Here is a 15,005-nt window from a genome sequence, read left to right on the forward strand (position 1 = left end):
GGATCCGCCTGGGCGGATCCCCCTCCGTCGTGTCCGGACGAGCGCGGAGCGCTCACTCCTCGCCGTAGACCTGACGCCCGCCGATGAACGTCGCGGTCACCTGCTGCTCGCGGATCCGGTCCGGGGCGACCTGGAACAGGTCGTCGCTGAGCGTGACGAAGTCGGCGAGCTTGCCCACCTCGAGCGTGCCCTTGTCGTGCTCCTGGCTCACCGAGTACGCCGAGCCGACGGTGTAGGCGCGCACGGCCTCCGCCACCGTGATCCTCTCCGCAGGGGCGAGGAGGGCGCCGGAGCGCGTGCGGCGGTTCACCATGTCGTGGATCGACACGAGCGGGTTCGCGTCGGACACCGGGGAATCCGTCGAGCCGTTGAGCACGATGCCGGCATCCGCGAGCGACTTCACGCGATAGATGAGATCCCGCAGCTCGGGTTCCACGGCCGCGGCCATGCCGTCGCCGAAGTCGGAGATGAACACGCCCTGCGGGACGGGGATCACGCCCAGCTCGGCGGTGCGCCGGATGTGCTCGTCGGTCGCGAGCGCGAAGTGCTCGATGCGGTGGCGCACGCCCGGCCGCGGTGCCTCGCGCTGGGCGAGCGCGAAGGCGTCGAGCACGTGATCGATCGCGCGGTCGCCGATGGCGTGGGCGGCGACCGTCCATCCCGCCTTGTGGGCGCCGACGACGTAGCTGGTCAGCAGCTCGGGGTCGTACAGCAGCACGCCGTTGTTGTCCGGCTCGCCGTGGAAGCAGTGGTGCATCGCCGCCGAGCGCCCGATGAACGAGCCGTCCGAGGCGATCTTGACGGGACCGACGCGGAGGCGGTCGTCGCCCAGGCCCGTGCGGATGCCGAGATCCAGCCCCAGCCACTCCGTCTGCGGCAGCCCGTCGAGCTGATGCAGCGTCGTGATGTACGGCATCAGCGTCATCCGCACCTGCAGGCGGTCGGCCTCGACGGCCGTCTGGTAGCCGTGGAAGTCCGCGGGGCTGTTGCCGATCATGCGCCAGTCGCCGCTGCCGGGCTCGACGACCGAGGTCAGACCGTAGCTCACGGCCTGCCTGCTCGCGAGCTCGAGGTGATGGTGCAGATCCTCGAGCGCGATCGGACGCACGACCCGGTACAGCAGGGACATCGCGTTCTCCTGCAGCAGACCGACGGGGCGCCCGGCGTCGTCGCGAGGGATGTTCCCGCCCGCGACGTCGGGCACGTCGGCGCGATCGGGGAAGCCGGCGAGCTCGAACGCGCGCGTGTTCGCCACCGTCATGTGCGCCGAGACGTGCTCCAGCAGCACCGGACGACCGCCGGCGACGCGATCGAGGGCCTCCGCGGTGGGATGGCCGCCGAGGACGTTCTGGTCGTAGCCGGAGCCGCGCACCCAGGCATCCGCGGGCAGCTCCGCGGCGCGGCGGCGCACGGCCTCGTACAGCGCGTCGAGGTCGTCGATCCTGCCCGGCCGCAGATCCAGCGCGGCGAGCCGGGCCCCCGTGAGCGACATGTGGTGGTGGGCGTCGTGGAAGCCGGGCAGGACCGGGCGGCCCCCCAGGTCGATCACCCGATCGGCCTTCACGCCGTCGAGGTCCCCGTCGAGCCCGACGACGCGGCCGTGGAGGACGCCGAGCGCGGTCGCCTCGGGCCGGGCGGGGTCGAGGGTGCGGAAGCGGCCGTTGGTGTACAGCGCGTCGATGCGCAAGCGATTCTCCTTGGGACAGGCGGTCAGGGACGGGCGGGGGCGGGAGGAGGCGCTGTGGCGCCTCCTCCCGCCCCCGGGCGAGGGATGGACGGCGTCTGCCATCCGGGTGCGCTCAGCGCGCCGCGTGCACCACGGACGGCGAGTTCTCGGCCGTGCGACGGTCGACCGCGCGCTTCAGGCCCCAGACGCCGACGATCGTCAGGACGACCCAGACGGCGTAGAAGACCGCCACCGCCCACGGGTTGTTGCCGGAGGCGTTCAGGATCCACTGCGCGATCAGCGGCGTGGAGCCGCCGAACACCGTGGCGCAGAGCTGGTAGGCGAGCGAGATGCCGGAGTAGCGGATGTGGGCGGGGAAGGCCGCCGCCAGCTGCGACGCGAGCAGCGCGTAGTACGCGGTGCCGCCGAGCGTGGCGACCACGAGCCCCGCGGTGATCCAGACCGGGTCGGCCGACGAGATGGCGAGGAAGAACGGCACGACGTTGGCGAACGCGAGCAGCAGCCCGGCGAGCATGACGCGCTCGATGCCGAAACGCTCGGCGATCTTGGCCGCGATGGGCTGCCACACGAACTGCAGCACCGCGATGCCCAGCGTGATGTTGAGCATGAGCTGCCGGTCGATGCCGAGCGGACCCGTCGCCCACGACAGCAGGAACGTGTTGTTGAAGTACGCCATCGCGATGCCCATGATCGAGGCGAGCACGCCGAAGAACACGAGCGTGGGGGCGGTGCGCAGCGCGGTCACGAGCGGCGCCTTGACGACGAGCTGATCCGCCTTCGCCGCGGCGAAGTCCTGCGACTCCTCGACCTTCAGGCGGATGACGAGCCCGACGACGACGAGCACGGCGGACAGCAGGAACGGCACGCGCCATCCCCACGAGAGGAAGGCGTCGTCGGGGAGCAGGCCGACGAGCAGGAACGCGACGGTCGCCAGGATCGACCCGGCGGGGGAGCCCTGCTGCACCCAGGCGCCCGCGAGCCCCTTCTTCTCGGTGCGGGCGTTCTCGGTCGACAGCAGCACCGCACCGCCCCACTCGCCGCCGACGGCGAAGCCCTGGACGCCGCGCAGGATCACGAGCAGGAGCGGCGCCAACAGGCCGATCTGCGCGTAGGTGGGAAGCAGGCCGATCAGCGAGGTCGCCGTTCCCATCACGACGAGCGTGATGACCAGCACGTTCTTGCGGCCGAGCCGGTCGCCGAAGTGGCCGAAGACCATGCCGCCGACGGGGCGCATGAGGAATCCGACCCAGAACGTGGCGAAGGAGGCGAGCAGCGCCGCGCCGGGCGCGACGTCGGGATAGAAGACGCGGCCGAAGACGAGGGCCGCGGCGGTGCCGAAGATGTAGAAGTCGTACCACTCGATGGCGGTGCCGATGAAGGCGCCGATCATGGACCGGCGCTGCCGGTCGGCGCTGGGGGCGGTCTGGGTGACGGACGTGTGCATGGGACGGCCGCTTTCGGGTCGAGCGGTGGGGAACCGCGCTGTGTGGGGTTGGGGGACATCCTGGCCCCGTGGGGATATGCGCGTCCAATTCCGAAACTGCCTGCCGATATACGCTGTGCGCATGTTCTCTCCCCGCGATCTGGAGGCGTTCGTCGCGGTGATCGACGCCGGCTCGGTCAATGCCGCCGCGCAGAGGCTGTTCCGCACGCAGCCCACCGTGTCGCGCCAGCTCGCCGGGCTGGAGCGCCGCATCGGGGCCCGGCTGTTCCGGCGCACGCCCTCCGGCATGGTCCTCACCGAGGCGGGGGAGCGGCTGGAGCCGATGGCGCGCGACCTCGTGCAGCGTTCCCGGCGCGCGCACGCCGTGATGGACGCGGTGTCCTCCGGAGCGCCGTCGTTCGTCGTCGCATGCCCGGAGATGACCGCCATGCTGCTCGTGGCGCCCTTCATCGCGGCGGGCGGCGCCGTCTCCGATGTGCTGCCCGCTCACCCGGCCGACGTGTACGGCAAGCTCAAGGCCGGCGCCGACGTCGCCGTGAACACCAGCCCGCCGCCGCCCGGACTGCGCGGCGTCCCGCTCGCGACCCTGCGGATCCTGTGTCAGGTGACGCGGGAGCATCCGCTCGCAGGTCACGAGCGCGTCGAGCTGGAGGACGTCGTCGGGCGGCCGTTCGTCGTGCCGGGACGGGGGTCGTCGGTGTGGACGGCCATGCAGCAGGCCGCCGAGGGGGACGGTCTCTCGCTCGAGATGGCCACCGAGACGTCGAACGCGCCCCTCGCGCAGGCATCCTCCGCGGCGGGCAAGGGGCCCGCGCTCGTGCTGGAGCCGCCGCAGTTCGGGCTCGTCTCCCGCCCTCTCGTACATCGGGGCCGGCCGCTGACGTCGACGTTCTATGCCGCCTGGGAGCGCGGGCACTACGCCGGCGAGGACCTGCTGCGCCTGGCATCGGCCCTGGCCGAGTTCATGCTGGGCACGGGCCACGAGCTGGCGTTCGACGGCGCGGCGCCCGTCGCGTCCTGAGCGGCGGCACCGCGACGTCGCTCCCGCCACCCGCCACGCGCGGGCGGGGGCCGGTTCGCGGGCCCCGAGGGCATGCCGTATGCTTGTCTGTGCAGTTGTCGTCTGCATTCTTTCGCCGTGCCCGGGATCCGGATCGGCCGGGATGCGGCGATCCAGGGGTCTCGAGGGATCTCTAGGGCGGTAGCTCAATTGGCAGAGCAGCGGTCTCCAAAACCGCAGGTTGCAGGTTCGATTCCTGTCCGCCCTGCGCGTCAGCGTCAGCTGACTCACGAAAGGCAGTCAATGGTCCAGGACGCAGCGAGCGGCGACGTCGTCGCGGCAGGCACGAGCGGTGAGAAGAAGCCCGGCTTCTTCGCTCGCATCGTGATCTTCTTCCGCCAGGTCATCGCCGAGCTCCGCAAGGTCGTCACGCCGACCCGTTCGGAGCTGCTGAAGTTCACCGCCGTCGTGCTCGGCTTCGTCGTCGTCATGATGGGGCTGGTCTACGGCCTCGACTACGTCTTCACCTGGGTCGCGCAGGTCGTCTTCGGAGTTCCCGCCTGATCTGCTGACGCACGCCTGTTCTGCCGCGAAGGCAGGGAGGCACGCGGATGAGCGCACCGCTCACCCGCCGCTGAACGGAAGAGAAGAACGCAGTGTCTGAAAAGCACGTCGACGACGCCGACTGGGCGCCGGCTGCCGAGCAGTCGAGCGAGGAGGACGAGGCCCAGGAGGGCAACGTCCTGTACGCCGACTCCCACGCCAGCGACTCCGCCGAGCACCTCGCGATGCACATCGACGACGGCGACCCCGTCGCCGTGGACGACGCGAGCGACGACGAAGACATCGAGATCGACGACCCGGAGGCCGACGCGATCGTGAACGACGCCCTGAACATCGATGAGACCGAAGAGGTCGAGGCTGCGGCCGAGGTGCTGAACGACTCGACCGAGGAGGAGGCCGCCGAGCGCGAGGCTGCCGCGGCCGACGAGGTCACGCCGTACGACGGCCCCGACGTGAACGGCGACGAGGACGAGGCCGCCGCCGTCGACGGCGACGCGGACCCGTACGAGGCGTTCCGCCAGGAGCTGCGCTCGCTCGAGGGCAAGTGGTACGTCATCCACTCGTACGCGGGCTTCGAGCGCAAGGTGAAGGCCAACATCGAGCAGCGCAAGTCGACGCTCGAGGTCGAGGACGACATCTATCAGGTCGAGGTCCCGATGGAGGACGTCGTCGAGATCAAGAACGGCCAGCGCAAGATGGTCACGCGCGTGCGCATCCCCGGCTACGTGCTGGTGCGCATGGAGCTCAACGAGGACACCTGGTCGGTCGTGCGCCACACGCCGGGCGTCACCGGCTTCGTGGGCAACGCCCACAACCCGACGCCGCTGCGCTTCGAGGAGGCCTTCAACATGCTGAAGCCCCTCGTCGAGATCAAGGAGGCGCAGGCCGCCGCGAAGGGCGCCGCCCCCAAGGGTCAGGCCGCGGCTCCGCGCGTCATCCCCGCCGAGGTCGACTTCGAGACCGGCGAGACGATCACGATCAAGGAGGGCTCGTTCGCGGGCCTGCCCGGAACGATCAGCGAGATCAAGCCCGAGAGCGGCAAGCTCACGGTCCTCGTCTCGCTCTTCGAGCGCGAGACGCCGGTCGAGCTCAGCTTCGACCAGGTCACGAAGATGGTCTGATGCGTCGCCCTCGGCGACCACGTTGAGCGAGCGAAGCGAGACGAAACGCTCCAGACGTCCCGGAGAGCCGATCCCTCGAGGGGTCGGCTCTCCGGCGTTTCTGGTAGGATCTACTGGTTTGCGCCCCGTCTGCGCAGGCGACACCGCTCGCAGGATCCGGAACTCCGGACCGTCCTGCGTGCGGGAGAGCGGATGCAACCGGCATCCGCTCGACGAGAGGAAGAGGAAATGGCACCGAAGAAGAAGGTGACCGGCCTGATCAAGCTTCAGATCAACGCCGGTGCGGCCAACCCGGCGCCGCCGATCGGCCCGGCCCTGGGTCAGCACGGCGTCAACATCATGGAGTTCTGCAAGGCGTACAACGCCGCGACCGAGTCGCAGCGCGGCAACGTCATCCCCGTGGAGATCACCGTCTACGAGGACCGCAGCTTCACGTTCGTCCTGAAGACCCCGCCGGCCGCGGAGCTCATCAAGAAGGCCGCCGGCCTGCCCAAGGGCTCGGCGACGCCGCACACGGTCAAGGTCGGCAAGCTCACCAAGGAGCAGGTCGCCGAGATCGCCAAGACGAAGCAGCCCGACCTGAACGCGAACGACCTCGAGGCCGCCTCGAAGATCATCGCCGGCACCGCCCGCTCCATGGGCATCACGGTCGAGGACTGAGGGGGATCACCGATATGGCTACCAAGTCCAAGGCTTACGCCGCCGCCGTCGAGAAGCTCGAGGCCGGCAAGTACTACTCGCCCACCGAGGCCGTCGCGCTCGCCAAGGAGACCGGCTCGAAGAAGTTCGACTCGACCGTCGAGGTCGCGCTGAAGCTCTCGGTCGACCCGCGCAAGGCGGACCAGATGGTGCGCGGCACCGTCATGCTGCCGCACGGCACCGGTAAGACCGCCCGCGTCATCGTCTTCGCCAACGGCCCCGCGGCCGAGGCCGCCATCGCGGCCGGCGCCGACGAGGTCGGCGGCGCCGAGCTGATCGAGAAGGTCGCCGGCGGCTGGACCGACTTCGACGCGGCCGTCGCCGTGCCGGAGCTCATGGGCCAGGTCGGTCGTCTGGGTAAGGTGCTCGGCCCCCGCGGCCTGATGCCGAACCCCAAGACCGGCACCGTGACCCCCAACCCGGCCAAGGCCGTGGAGGAGATCAAGGGCGGCAAGATCGAGTTCCGCGTCGACAAGCACGCCAACATCCACTTCATCGTGGGCAAGGCGTCGTTCTCGGCCGAGCAGCTCGACGCGAACCTGCAGGCCGCGCTCGACGAGATCGTGCGCCTGAAGCCCTCGAGCTCGAAGGGCCGCTACATCCAGAAGGGCGCCGTGTCGACCACGTTCGGCCCCGGCATCCCGCTGGACGTCAACGCGTTCGCCTGAGTCCGCTCGCTCTGTCGAAGGCCCTGCCGCTGATGCGGCGGGGCCTTCGTCGTCCGCCGGGCGGGTCTTAGACCTGAGCCGCGCGGGCGTCGACGACGGCGGGCGAGAGCACATGCTGGACCACCATGATGGCCGCTCCCAGAACGCCGGAGGTCTCCCCCGCCTGCGACTGCACGATGGCGAGGTGCTGCGTCGCCAGGGGGATGGACCGGCGGTAGACCACCTCGCGCACACCGGCGAGCAGGTGCTCTCCGGCCCGCGCGACGCTGCCGCCGATGACGATGATCGACGGGTTCAGCATGTTCACGACCGTCGCGAGGACCTCGCCCACCTCGCGGCCGGCCTGCCGGGTCGCCGCGATGGCGGCAGGGTTCCCCGATCGCACGAGCTGCACGACGTCCGAGCTTCCGGCCGCATCGATGCCCTGGGACCGCAGGTCGGAAGCGATCGCGGTTCCGCTCGCGATGGCCTCCAGGTCGCGCTCATCGCCCGGGGGACGGGGCGAGTCGTGGCTGTACGGCACCTGCACGTGACCCATGTCGCCGGCCGAGCCCTGAGCGCCGCGCCGCAGCTCGCCGCCCGAGATGATCCCCGCGCCGATGCCGGTCGCGACCTTGACGAAGATCAGGTCGTCGACGTGCGGCCAGCTGATTGCGCGCTCGCCGAGGGCGAGCACGTTGACGTCGTTGTCGACGAGGACGGGCACCTCGAAGGTCCGCTGCACAAAGGCGGGAACGTCGAAGCGGTCCCACCCGGGCATGATCGGAGGGTTCGTCGGACGCCCGGTCGAATACTCGACCGGGCCGGGCACCCCGATGCCCACGCCGACGAGCTCCGCCCGCGTGTGCGCGCCGGCCTCGAGCAGCTGCGAGCCCTCCGCGATGACGCTGTCGAGAACGCCCTCAGGGCCGTCCGCGATGCGGAGCGCGCGTGTGCGGCTGGCGAGGATGCGGCCGGACAGATCGGACAGTGCGACGGTGGCGTGGGTCGCACCGAGGTCGACCGCGAGCACGACGCCCGCGAGCGGGTTGAACGCCACGCGCGCAGGGGGGCGCCCGCCCGTCGAGATCCCCTCGCCGGCGGGGTGGACCAGTCCTGACGCGACGAGTGCGTCCACCCTCGACGACACGGTGGAACGCGCGAGGCCCGTCACCAGCGCGATCTCCGCCTTCGTGCGCGCTCTGCCGTCGCGGAGGATCTGGAAGATCTCTCCGGCTCCGGGACTGACGGCGCCCGCGGCGCGTCCCGCGTCGACCATGGCGACAGTAAACACGACTTCCTGGTGTCCGGCACACGACTTCACATAACGAAGCGATCCCTTTTGATTCCTCCGTAGCAAAAGAATGCCTCGCCGTGTCACACTCATCGCCATGACAACGGATGTCATCGACACCGGCGTCGGGACGATCCGCAACGGTGTCCTCGTCGGGGGTCTCCCCGCCGGAACCCGCTTCGCCGCCGCACCCACGGCGCCGTGGCGGCCCCGCATCCAGGTGACCGCATGAGCGGGGCCATGCTCGGCGACGTGCCGGTTACGCGCGACGAGACGGATGTCGTGCTGAAGGCGCGCGGCATCTCCAAGAGCTTCTTCGGCGTCACCGTGCTGTCGGGCGTGGACGTCGACGTGCGCCGGGGCGAGGTGCACGGCCTGGTCGGCGAGAACGGCGCGGGCAAGTCCACCCTCATGAAGGTCCTCGCCGGCGTCCATCAGGCAGACGCCGGCACCGTGGAGTTCGAGGGACGACAGGTGACGTTCACCCACCCGCGTCAGGCGATGGACGCGGGGCTCGTCACCGTCTTCCAGGAGTTCAACCTCCTGCCGGAGCGCACGGTCGCCCAGAACGTCTTCCTGGGCCGGGAGCCGCGCAGGGCCGGCTTCGTCGACCGCTCGCGCATGGTCCGACAGACGCGCACCGCGCTCGAGGACCTCGGCGTCTCCTTCATCGATCCGACGGCGCGCGTGGGTTCTCTCACGGTGGCAGAGCAGCAGATCGTCGAGATCGTCAAGGCGCTGTCCCTCGACGCGCGGGTCATCTCGATGGACGAGCCGACGGCAGCGCTCAGCGACCGCGAGGTCGAGCTGCTCTCTGCGATCGTCCGCCGCCTGACGGCGAGGGGAGTCGCGGTCATCTACGTCTCGCATCGTCTCAAGGAGATCTTCGACCTGTGCGACCGGATCACGATCCTGAAGGACGGCGCGCTGGTGTCCACGGACGCCGTCGCCGACCTCACGAGCGCCGCGCTGGTGCGTCGCATGGTCGGTCGCCCGATCCAGTCGTACTTTCCCGGCGCGACCACGGGAACCGTGGTCGGCGAGCCGCGCCTCGAGCTGTGGGGCTGCGGCAACGCCTACGTCGACGACGTCGACCTGACGCTCCGCGGCGGCGAGATCGTGGGCGTCGCGGGTCTGCAGGGGTCGGGGCGCACCGAGCTCGTCGAGGGCGTCTTCGGCGTCGAGGCGTTCACGCGCGGAAGCATGCTGGTCGACGGCAGGCCTGTCCGTCTGACGAGCCCCCGCGCCGCCGTGCGAGCGGGTCTGGCCCTGGTGACGGAAGACCGGAAGGCACAGGGGCTCGCGCTGTCGCAGTCCGTTCTCGACAACACGCTGCTCGTCGTGCGCAGCGTCTTTCCTCGGCGCACGGGTGCGGCCAAGCGTGCCGTGCCCGCCATCCTGAGCTCCCTGGAGGTCTCGTCCCCCGGGGCGGATCGGGAGGTCCGCTTCCTGTCGGGCGGCAACCAGCAGAAGGTCGTGCTGGCGAAGTGGCTCGTGACCGGCCCGCAGGTCGTGCTGTTCGATGAGCCCACTCGCGGGATCGACGTCGGCGCGAAGGTCGCCGTGTACGAGCTGATGCGCGCGCTCGCCGCCGAGGGCAAGGCCGTGCTCATGGTCTCCAGCGAGTTGCCCGAGGTGATCGGCATGAGCGACCGGATCCTCGTGATGCGCGATGGCGAGCTCGTCGCCGAGCTGCCCGCCGGTTCTGCCGAGCACGACGTGCTGTCGGCGGCCACGGGCTCGCAGGAGACGGCCGCCGACGTCGTCGCCGATCCTCGCATCGATGTCGACGGAGGCGCGCGATGAGGCGCATCCGGATCGATCAGACCGTCATCGTCCTGGCGATCCTCGTCGTCGTGATCATCGTGGGCGCGGTCCTCGTCGCCGCCGTCGGACGCAGCCTCTTCAGCCCCGGCAACATCCGCGACATCCTCACCGGCATGAGCGTGCTGGGTCTCGTCGCCATCGGGCAGACGCTCGTGATCCTGGGCGCATCGCTCGATCTCTCGGTGGCGTACGTCATCAGTCTCGCGAGCCTCATCGGTGCCACGATCATGAACGGCAACCCCGCGAGCATCCTGTGGGCGGTCGCCGCGACGCTCCTCGTCTGCGCGGGGATCGGCCTTGCCAACGGCCTGATCGTGACGGTGCTCAAGGTCAACGGCTTCATCGCGACGCTCGGCGTCGGGTTGGTGCTGCAGGGCGTGCTCAACACGAATTTCCAGGGCAGCGCCGGGTCGGTGCCGTGGGACTTCCAGCTCATCGGAGCGACGGGCATCGGACCGGTCCCCGTGTCCACGATCGTCATGATCGCGCTCGCGGTGGTCGTGTGGTTGCTGCTGGACCGCACGCGGACCGGCGCCCACCTGTTCGCGGTCGGAGGCGACGCCGAGATCGCGCGCCTGTCGGGCGTGCGGACCCGCCCGCCCCTCATCGCCGCGCACGTGCTGTGCTCGGTGTTCGCCGGTCTGGCAGGTCTCCTGCTGGCGAGCCGGCTGGGCGTCGGCAGCCCGACCGTCGGTCAGCAGGGCGGCTACGCGCTGCTCTCGATCGCGGCGGTGGTGCTCGGCGGAACGCTTCTTCTCGGCGGACGCGGTTCGGTGTGGGGCACGATCGGCGGCGTCGCAATCTTCGCCGTCGTCGACAACGTCATGAGCGTCATGCAGGTCAACCCATTCCTCAAGGACGTCGTCCGGGGCGTCGTGATCGTCGCGGCCGTCGCGGTCTACAGCCGCCGCGCGATCGTGCGCCGTCGCGCGCGGTTCGGTCCCGGCGGCACGAGAACCGGAGGGGACACCGCCGCCCAGGCGGCCGCGCCCGCGATGGCTGCCGCAACGCAGGCGCTCGACGCCGAGGCGAGCGCGAGCGATGCCGACCGTGCAGCGAAGGAAGACCTGCGATGAGCTTCGTTCGCACCCTCCTCAGTCCGCGCGGCGCGGTCTTCCTGCTCCTGGTGATCCTGCTCGCGGCCGTCATCGTGCTGAACCCCGACTTCGCCGAGCCCGGTCAGATCATGCGCTACATCCAGCGCGTCGCGCCCGTGGCGATCGTGGCGATCGGCCAGTTCTTCGTCATCGTCGCCGGCGAGTTCGATCTCTCGCAGGGGTCGCTCATCACGGCTCAGGTCATCGTGGCCGGCAATCTCGTCGGCGCGGACGACTCCCGCACGATCCCGGTGCTCTGCCTGATGGTCATCCTCGGGCTCTTCGTGGGCCTCGCGAACGGCCTTCTCACCACGCTGCTCCGAGTCCCCTCCTTCATCGTGACCCTCGGCATGATGCTCGCGCTGCTCGGTCTCGTGCTGTGGTGGACCGGCGGCGCCGCGACGGGGAACCCGGCCGACAGCTTCCGCCAGGTCGGGCGCGGCGGCGTCCGCGACATCCCGCTCATCGACTTCCTCCCGTGGTCGGTGCTGATCCTCGCCGCCTGGCTGGCGCTCGCCGTCTGGCTCACCAAGAGACCGCTCGGCAAGCTCCTGATGAGCATCGGCGACAACGCCCGTGCCACCCGGTACTCGGGTGCCCGCGACTGGTGGGTCACCACGCGGGCGTTCATGATCTCGTCGCTCTCCGCCACCGTTTCGGCCGTGCTGCTCGTCGGATACGCCGGCGTGCATCCCTCCGTGGGTCGGGGGTACGAGTTCGTCGCCATCACCGCGGTAGTGCTCGGCGGCGTGGTGCTCGGCGGCGGGCGCGGCTGGATCGTCGGAGCCGTGGCCGGCGCATTCGTGCTCGAAGCGCTGTTCCTCGTGCTGAACATCGCCGGTGTGCCGTCGTCGTTGCGCGACGCGGTGCAGGGCGTCATCATCATCGCCGCCGTCGCCTACTCCGGACTCGTGTTCCGCTCCCGGAGCCGCGGCACGAGCCCCACGCCTTCTCCCGACCCGGGGAAGGACCCCGACGCGCCGGTCGGTGCCGACACATCCGCATCACCCGCCCTCGACGCCGAGGGCACCGCAGAAGTCCGAGGACACAAGAACAGAGGAGACTAGCAATGCGACGATCAGCGAAGATCGCCATCACATCGGTGGCGCTCGTCGGTCTCTGTGCCCTTGCAGGGTGCACGACCGATCCCAGCGTGGCTCCGCCGGACCCGTCCGCGGGGCAGACCGAGGACGGCGGGAGCCCCGAGGGCGGCGGGACGAACGAATGGTTCGACCAGGAGCTCTTCGACACCCAGATGGCGCAGCGCGATGTCGCGCCGGAGGGCCCGGAGGACGAGCCCTATCTGCAGCACATCGAGGCCGAGATGGTCGACACGGCGGAGTATGCGAGCACGGGGCCGAAGAAGGCCTGCTTCGCGAACGCATCGATCTCGAACCCGTGGCGGCAGACCGGCTGGATCACGATGAACCAGCAGCTGGAGGTGCTGCAGGAAGAGGGCGTCATCAGTGAGATGGAGACGCGCGACGCGCAGGACTCCGACGACACGCAGATTGCCGACATCGACTACTTCATCGCCGAGGGCGGCTGCGACATCTTCATCATCTCGCCGAACAGCACCGCGGCGTTGACCCCGGCCGTCGAGCGCGCGTGCGACACCGGCAAACCGGTCATCGTCTTCGACCGCGGCGTCGAGACCGATTGCCCGGTCACGTTCATCCATCCGATCGGCGGCTTCGCGTGGGGCATCGACACGGCGCAGTTCCTCATCGACAACCTCGAGGAGGGCGACAAGGTCGTCGGCCTGCGGATCCTGCCGGGTGTGGACGTGCTCGAGCAGCGCTGGGCCGCCGCCGAGCACCTGTTCCAGGAGGCGGGCATCGAAGCGGTCGACCACTTCACCGGGGCCGACCCGGCAGAGATCAAGAGCTTCATCAGCGACGAGCTCGCGAAGGGCGATGTGCACGGCATCTGGATGGATGCCGGCGACGGTGCCGTCGCGGCGATCGAGGCGTTCGAGGACGCCGGCGTGGACTACCCGGTCATGACGGGTGAGGACGAGATGAGCTTCCTGCGCAAGTGGAAGGAGACGGGCCTGACCGGTCTCGCGCCGGTGTACTCGAACTTCCAGTGGCGCACCCCGCTGCTGGCGGCGCAGAAGATCTTCGCCGGTGAGGAGATCCCGAAGGAGTGGGTGCTGCCGCAGAAGCCGATCGAAGAGGGCGAGCTCGATCAGTGGCTCGAGGCGAACGAGGGCATGCCCGACGGTCACTACGCCAAGTTCGGCGGAGAGAATCTCCCGGGCTATCCCGAGGTCTGGCAGGAGCGCCAGATCCCGTAAAGGCCGCGACCGGTCGCCGGGCCGTGAAGCAGGTCCGCTCGCTTCACCCGCTCGACGACCGGTCGCCGGTCGTCTCGTGAGGAGCGTGGCGATGAGACAGGCGTCCCACTCCGGGGAAGGAGCCCATGAAGCGCACGATCGGCGTCAACACCTGGGTGTGGACATCGCCGTTGACGGATGACTCGCTGGCCCAGCTCGCGCCACGGGTCGCGGCCATGGGCTTCGGCGCCGTCGAGCTGCCGCTCGAGAACGCGGGAGACTGGGACCCGGCCCGCACGCGCGATCTGCTCGACCGCCTGGGCCTCGCGCCCGTCGTGGTGGGGGCGATGGGCCCCGGCCGCTCGCTCGTCGACGGCGCCGGCGACGTGCCCGCCACGCAGGAGTACCTGCGCACGTGCATGGCGGCCGCGCGGGGGATCGGGGCATCCGTCGTCGCGGGCCCGTTCTACGCTCCGACCGGCGTGACGTGGCGCATGACGTCGCAGGAGCGGGCCGAGGTCTCGGCGCAGCTGCGCCGCAGCCTCCGCCCGCTTGTGGACGAGGCGGCGGAGGCCGGGCTGATGCTCGCGGTCGAGCCGCTCAACCGTTACGAGACGAGCGTCATCAACACCGTCGAGCAGGGGCTCGACGCCCTCGATCCGCTCCTCGGATCGGGACTGGGGCTCGCCCTCGACACGTACCACCTCAACATCGAGGAGAAGAGGCCGGACACCGCGATCCGCGCGGCCGCCGGGCACATCGCCCACGTGCAGGTCTGCGGCAGCGACCGCGGCGCGGTCGGCGACGACCACACGGATTGGCCGGGCATCATGGACGCCCTCGACGACGTCGCCTACGGCGGCATCCTCGGCCTCGAGAGCTTCACGGGGGAGAACGCCACCATCGCCGTCGCGGCGTCGGTGTGGCGTCCGCTCGCCTCATCGCAGGATGCGCTCGCCGAGCGCTCCCTCGCGTACCTCGATGCGCTCCAGTCGCAGCGCTGATACGCGCCCACGGCAGCGCCGTCGGGGCCACGCTGTGTCAGGCGCTGTGCCGGATCTCGAACCCGCCGTCCGGCGGCACGGCGAAGGCCGCGCCTCCCGACGTCTCGAGCGAGTCGACCGTCGCGCCGGGCGGGCCGTGCTCCATCCACGTCAGCGCGGCGTCGACGGCGCCCGCGTCGCCGACCAGGACGGCTTCGACCGCGTCGCGTCGCCGGTTGCGCACCCAGCCCGCGATCCCGAGCCGCCGCGCCTGCTCGCGCAGCGCGTAGCGGTAGCCCACGCCCTGCACGCGCCCGCGGACGATCACGTGCACATGCCTCATGCGTCCATGGTCGCGCGCGAG

The 15,005-nt window shown here is 70.2% G+C and carries 15 protein-coding genes and 1 tRNA gene; 12 read left to right on the top strand and 4 right to left on the bottom strand.

Annotated elements, in window-relative coordinates:
- Positions 1–52 precede the first annotated feature (52 nt).
- Together BJP60_RS03205 and BJP60_RS03210 are read right to left on the bottom strand one after the other, a co-directional pair.
- Positions 53–1,687, bottom strand: a complete 1,635-nt coding sequence (locus tag BJP60_RS03205; RefSeq protein ID WP_203137526.1) for an amidohydrolase — start codon at positions 1,685–1,687, stop codon at positions 53–55.
- Positions 1,688–1,799: 112 nt separating this feature from the next.
- Entirely contained in the window at positions 1,800–3,131 is a 1,332-nt protein-coding gene (locus BJP60_RS03210; RefSeq protein ID WP_203137528.1) for an MFS transporter, read from the bottom strand.
- A gap of 121 nt (positions 3,132–3,252) precedes the next feature.
- Here BJP60_RS03210 and BJP60_RS03215 point away from each other — a divergent pair, with 121 nt between their 5' ends.
- From BJP60_RS03215 to rplA, 6 genes are all read left to right on the top strand, one after another.
- The gene (locus BJP60_RS03215; protein ID WP_203137530.1) at positions 3,253–4,152 is read left to right on the top strand and encodes a LysR family transcriptional regulator; all 900 of its coding nucleotides are present in this window, start codon (positions 3,253–3,255) and stop codon (positions 4,150–4,152) included.
- A gap of 174 nt (positions 4,153–4,326) precedes the next feature.
- Positions 4,327–4,399, top strand: a tRNA-Trp gene (locus BJP60_RS03220).
- 35 nt (positions 4,400–4,434) lie between these two features.
- Positions 4,435–4,695, top strand: a complete 261-nt coding sequence (gene secE, locus BJP60_RS03225; protein WP_203137531.1) for a preprotein translocase subunit SecE — start codon at positions 4,435–4,437, stop codon at positions 4,693–4,695.
- A gap of 92 nt (positions 4,696–4,787) precedes the next feature.
- Positions 4,788–5,816 (top strand): transcription termination/antitermination protein NusG, encoded by a 1,029-nt coding sequence (gene nusG / locus BJP60_RS03230; protein ID WP_203137532.1) that lies wholly within the window; start codon positions 4,788–4,790, stop codon positions 5,814–5,816.
- A gap of 228 nt (positions 5,817–6,044) precedes the next feature.
- Entirely contained in the window at positions 6,045–6,476 is a 432-nt protein-coding gene (rplK, locus tag BJP60_RS03235) for a 50S ribosomal protein L11 (RefSeq protein WP_203137533.1), read from the top strand.
- Positions 6,477–6,490: 14 nt separating this feature from the next.
- Positions 6,491–7,183, top strand: coding sequence for a 50S ribosomal protein L1 (gene rplA / locus BJP60_RS03240; protein ID WP_203137534.1), 693 nt, complete (start codon positions 6,491–6,493; stop codon positions 7,181–7,183).
- Between the two features lie 67 nt (positions 7,184–7,250).
- Here rplA and BJP60_RS03245 read toward each other — a convergent pair whose 3' ends face one another.
- A complete protein-coding gene (locus BJP60_RS03245) occupies positions 7,251–8,441 on the bottom strand; it encodes an ROK family transcriptional regulator (protein ID WP_203137535.1) in 1,191 nt (396 codons plus the stop codon).
- Positions 8,442–8,553: 112 nt separating this feature from the next.
- On the opposite strand from BJP60_RS03245, the gene BJP60_RS15400 reads away from it, so the two are divergent.
- From BJP60_RS15400 to BJP60_RS03270, 6 genes are all read left to right on the top strand, one after another.
- The gene (locus BJP60_RS15400) at positions 8,554–8,688 is read left to right on the top strand and encodes a hypothetical protein (RefSeq protein WP_257793735.1); all 135 of its coding nucleotides are present in this window, start codon (positions 8,554–8,556) and stop codon (positions 8,686–8,688) included.
- Positions 8,685–10,262: a sugar ABC transporter ATP-binding protein gene (locus BJP60_RS03250; protein ID WP_238439534.1), complete on the top strand. Its 1,578-nt coding sequence runs from the start codon at positions 8,685–8,687 to the stop codon at positions 10,260–10,262. Before BJP60_RS15400 ends, BJP60_RS03250 begins: the two co-directional genes overlap by 4 nt.
- A complete protein-coding gene (locus BJP60_RS03255) occupies positions 10,259–11,359 on the top strand; it encodes an ABC transporter permease (RefSeq protein ID WP_203137536.1) in 1,101 nt (366 codons plus the stop codon). The genes BJP60_RS03250 and BJP60_RS03255 overlap by 4 nt, the downstream gene beginning before the upstream one ends.
- Complete coding sequence (locus BJP60_RS03260) at positions 11,356–12,447, top strand: ABC transporter permease (RefSeq protein ID WP_203137537.1); 1,092 nt, start codon at positions 11,356–11,358, stop codon at positions 12,445–12,447. The genes BJP60_RS03255 and BJP60_RS03260 overlap by 4 nt, the downstream gene beginning before the upstream one ends.
- Positions 12,448–12,449: 2 nt before the next feature.
- Positions 12,450–13,679 carry a substrate-binding domain-containing protein gene (locus tag BJP60_RS03265; RefSeq protein WP_203137539.1) on the top strand — a complete coding sequence of 410 codons (1,230 nt, stop codon included), beginning with the start codon at positions 12,450–12,452 and terminating at the stop codon, positions 13,677–13,679.
- Positions 13,680–13,804: 125 nt separating this feature from the next.
- Positions 13,805–14,662 carry a sugar phosphate isomerase/epimerase family protein gene (locus BJP60_RS03270; RefSeq protein WP_203137541.1) on the top strand — a complete coding sequence of 286 codons (858 nt, stop codon included), beginning with the start codon at positions 13,805–13,807 and terminating at the stop codon, positions 14,660–14,662.
- A 37-nt stretch (positions 14,663–14,699) separates the two neighbouring features.
- Here BJP60_RS03270 and BJP60_RS03275 read toward each other — a convergent pair whose 3' ends face one another.
- Positions 14,700–14,984, bottom strand: coding sequence for an acylphosphatase (locus BJP60_RS03275; RefSeq protein WP_203137543.1), 285 nt, complete (start codon positions 14,982–14,984; stop codon positions 14,700–14,702).
- Positions 14,985–15,005 lie beyond the last annotated feature (21 nt).

The sequence above is a fragment of the Microbacterium sp. JZ31 genome (genome assembly GCF_016805985.1).
Lineage (GTDB): Bacteria > Actinomycetota > Actinomycetes > Actinomycetales > Microbacteriaceae > Microbacterium.

Coding starts and splice junctions, on each gene's coding strand:
- BJP60_RS03260 (WP_203137537.1), top strand. CDS start 11,356: ATGAGCTTCGTTCGCACCCTCCTCAGTCCGCGCGGCGCGGTCTTCCTG.
- BJP60_RS03275 (WP_203137543.1), bottom strand. CDS start 14,984: ATGAGGCATGTGCACGTGATCGTCCGCGGGCGCGTGCAGGGCGTGGGC.
- rplK (WP_203137533.1), top strand. CDS start 6,045: ATGGCACCGAAGAAGAAGGTGACCGGCCTGATCAAGCTTCAGATCAAC.
- secE (WP_203137531.1), top strand. CDS start 4,435: ATGGTCCAGGACGCAGCGAGCGGCGACGTCGTCGCGGCAGGCACGAGC.
- BJP60_RS03270 (WP_203137541.1), top strand. CDS start 13,805: ATGAAGCGCACGATCGGCGTCAACACCTGGGTGTGGACATCGCCGTTG.
- BJP60_RS03250 (WP_238439534.1), top strand. CDS start 8,685: ATGAGCGGGGCCATGCTCGGCGACGTGCCGGTTACGCGCGACGAGACG.
- BJP60_RS03245 (WP_203137535.1), bottom strand. CDS start 8,441: ATGGTCGACGCGGGACGCGCCGCGGGCGCCGTCAGTCCCGGAGCCGGA.
- BJP60_RS15400 (WP_257793735.1), top strand. CDS start 8,554: ATGACAACGGATGTCATCGACACCGGCGTCGGGACGATCCGCAACGGT.
- BJP60_RS03265 (WP_203137539.1), top strand. CDS start 12,450: ATGCGACGATCAGCGAAGATCGCCATCACATCGGTGGCGCTCGTCGGT.
- BJP60_RS03255 (WP_203137536.1), top strand. CDS start 10,259: ATGAGGCGCATCCGGATCGATCAGACCGTCATCGTCCTGGCGATCCTC.
- rplA (WP_203137534.1), top strand. CDS start 6,491: ATGGCTACCAAGTCCAAGGCTTACGCCGCCGCCGTCGAGAAGCTCGAG.
- BJP60_RS03215 (WP_203137530.1), top strand. CDS start 3,253: ATGTTCTCTCCCCGCGATCTGGAGGCGTTCGTCGCGGTGATCGACGCC.
- BJP60_RS03210 (WP_203137528.1), bottom strand. CDS start 3,131: ATGCACACGTCCGTCACCCAGACCGCCCCCAGCGCCGACCGGCAGCGC.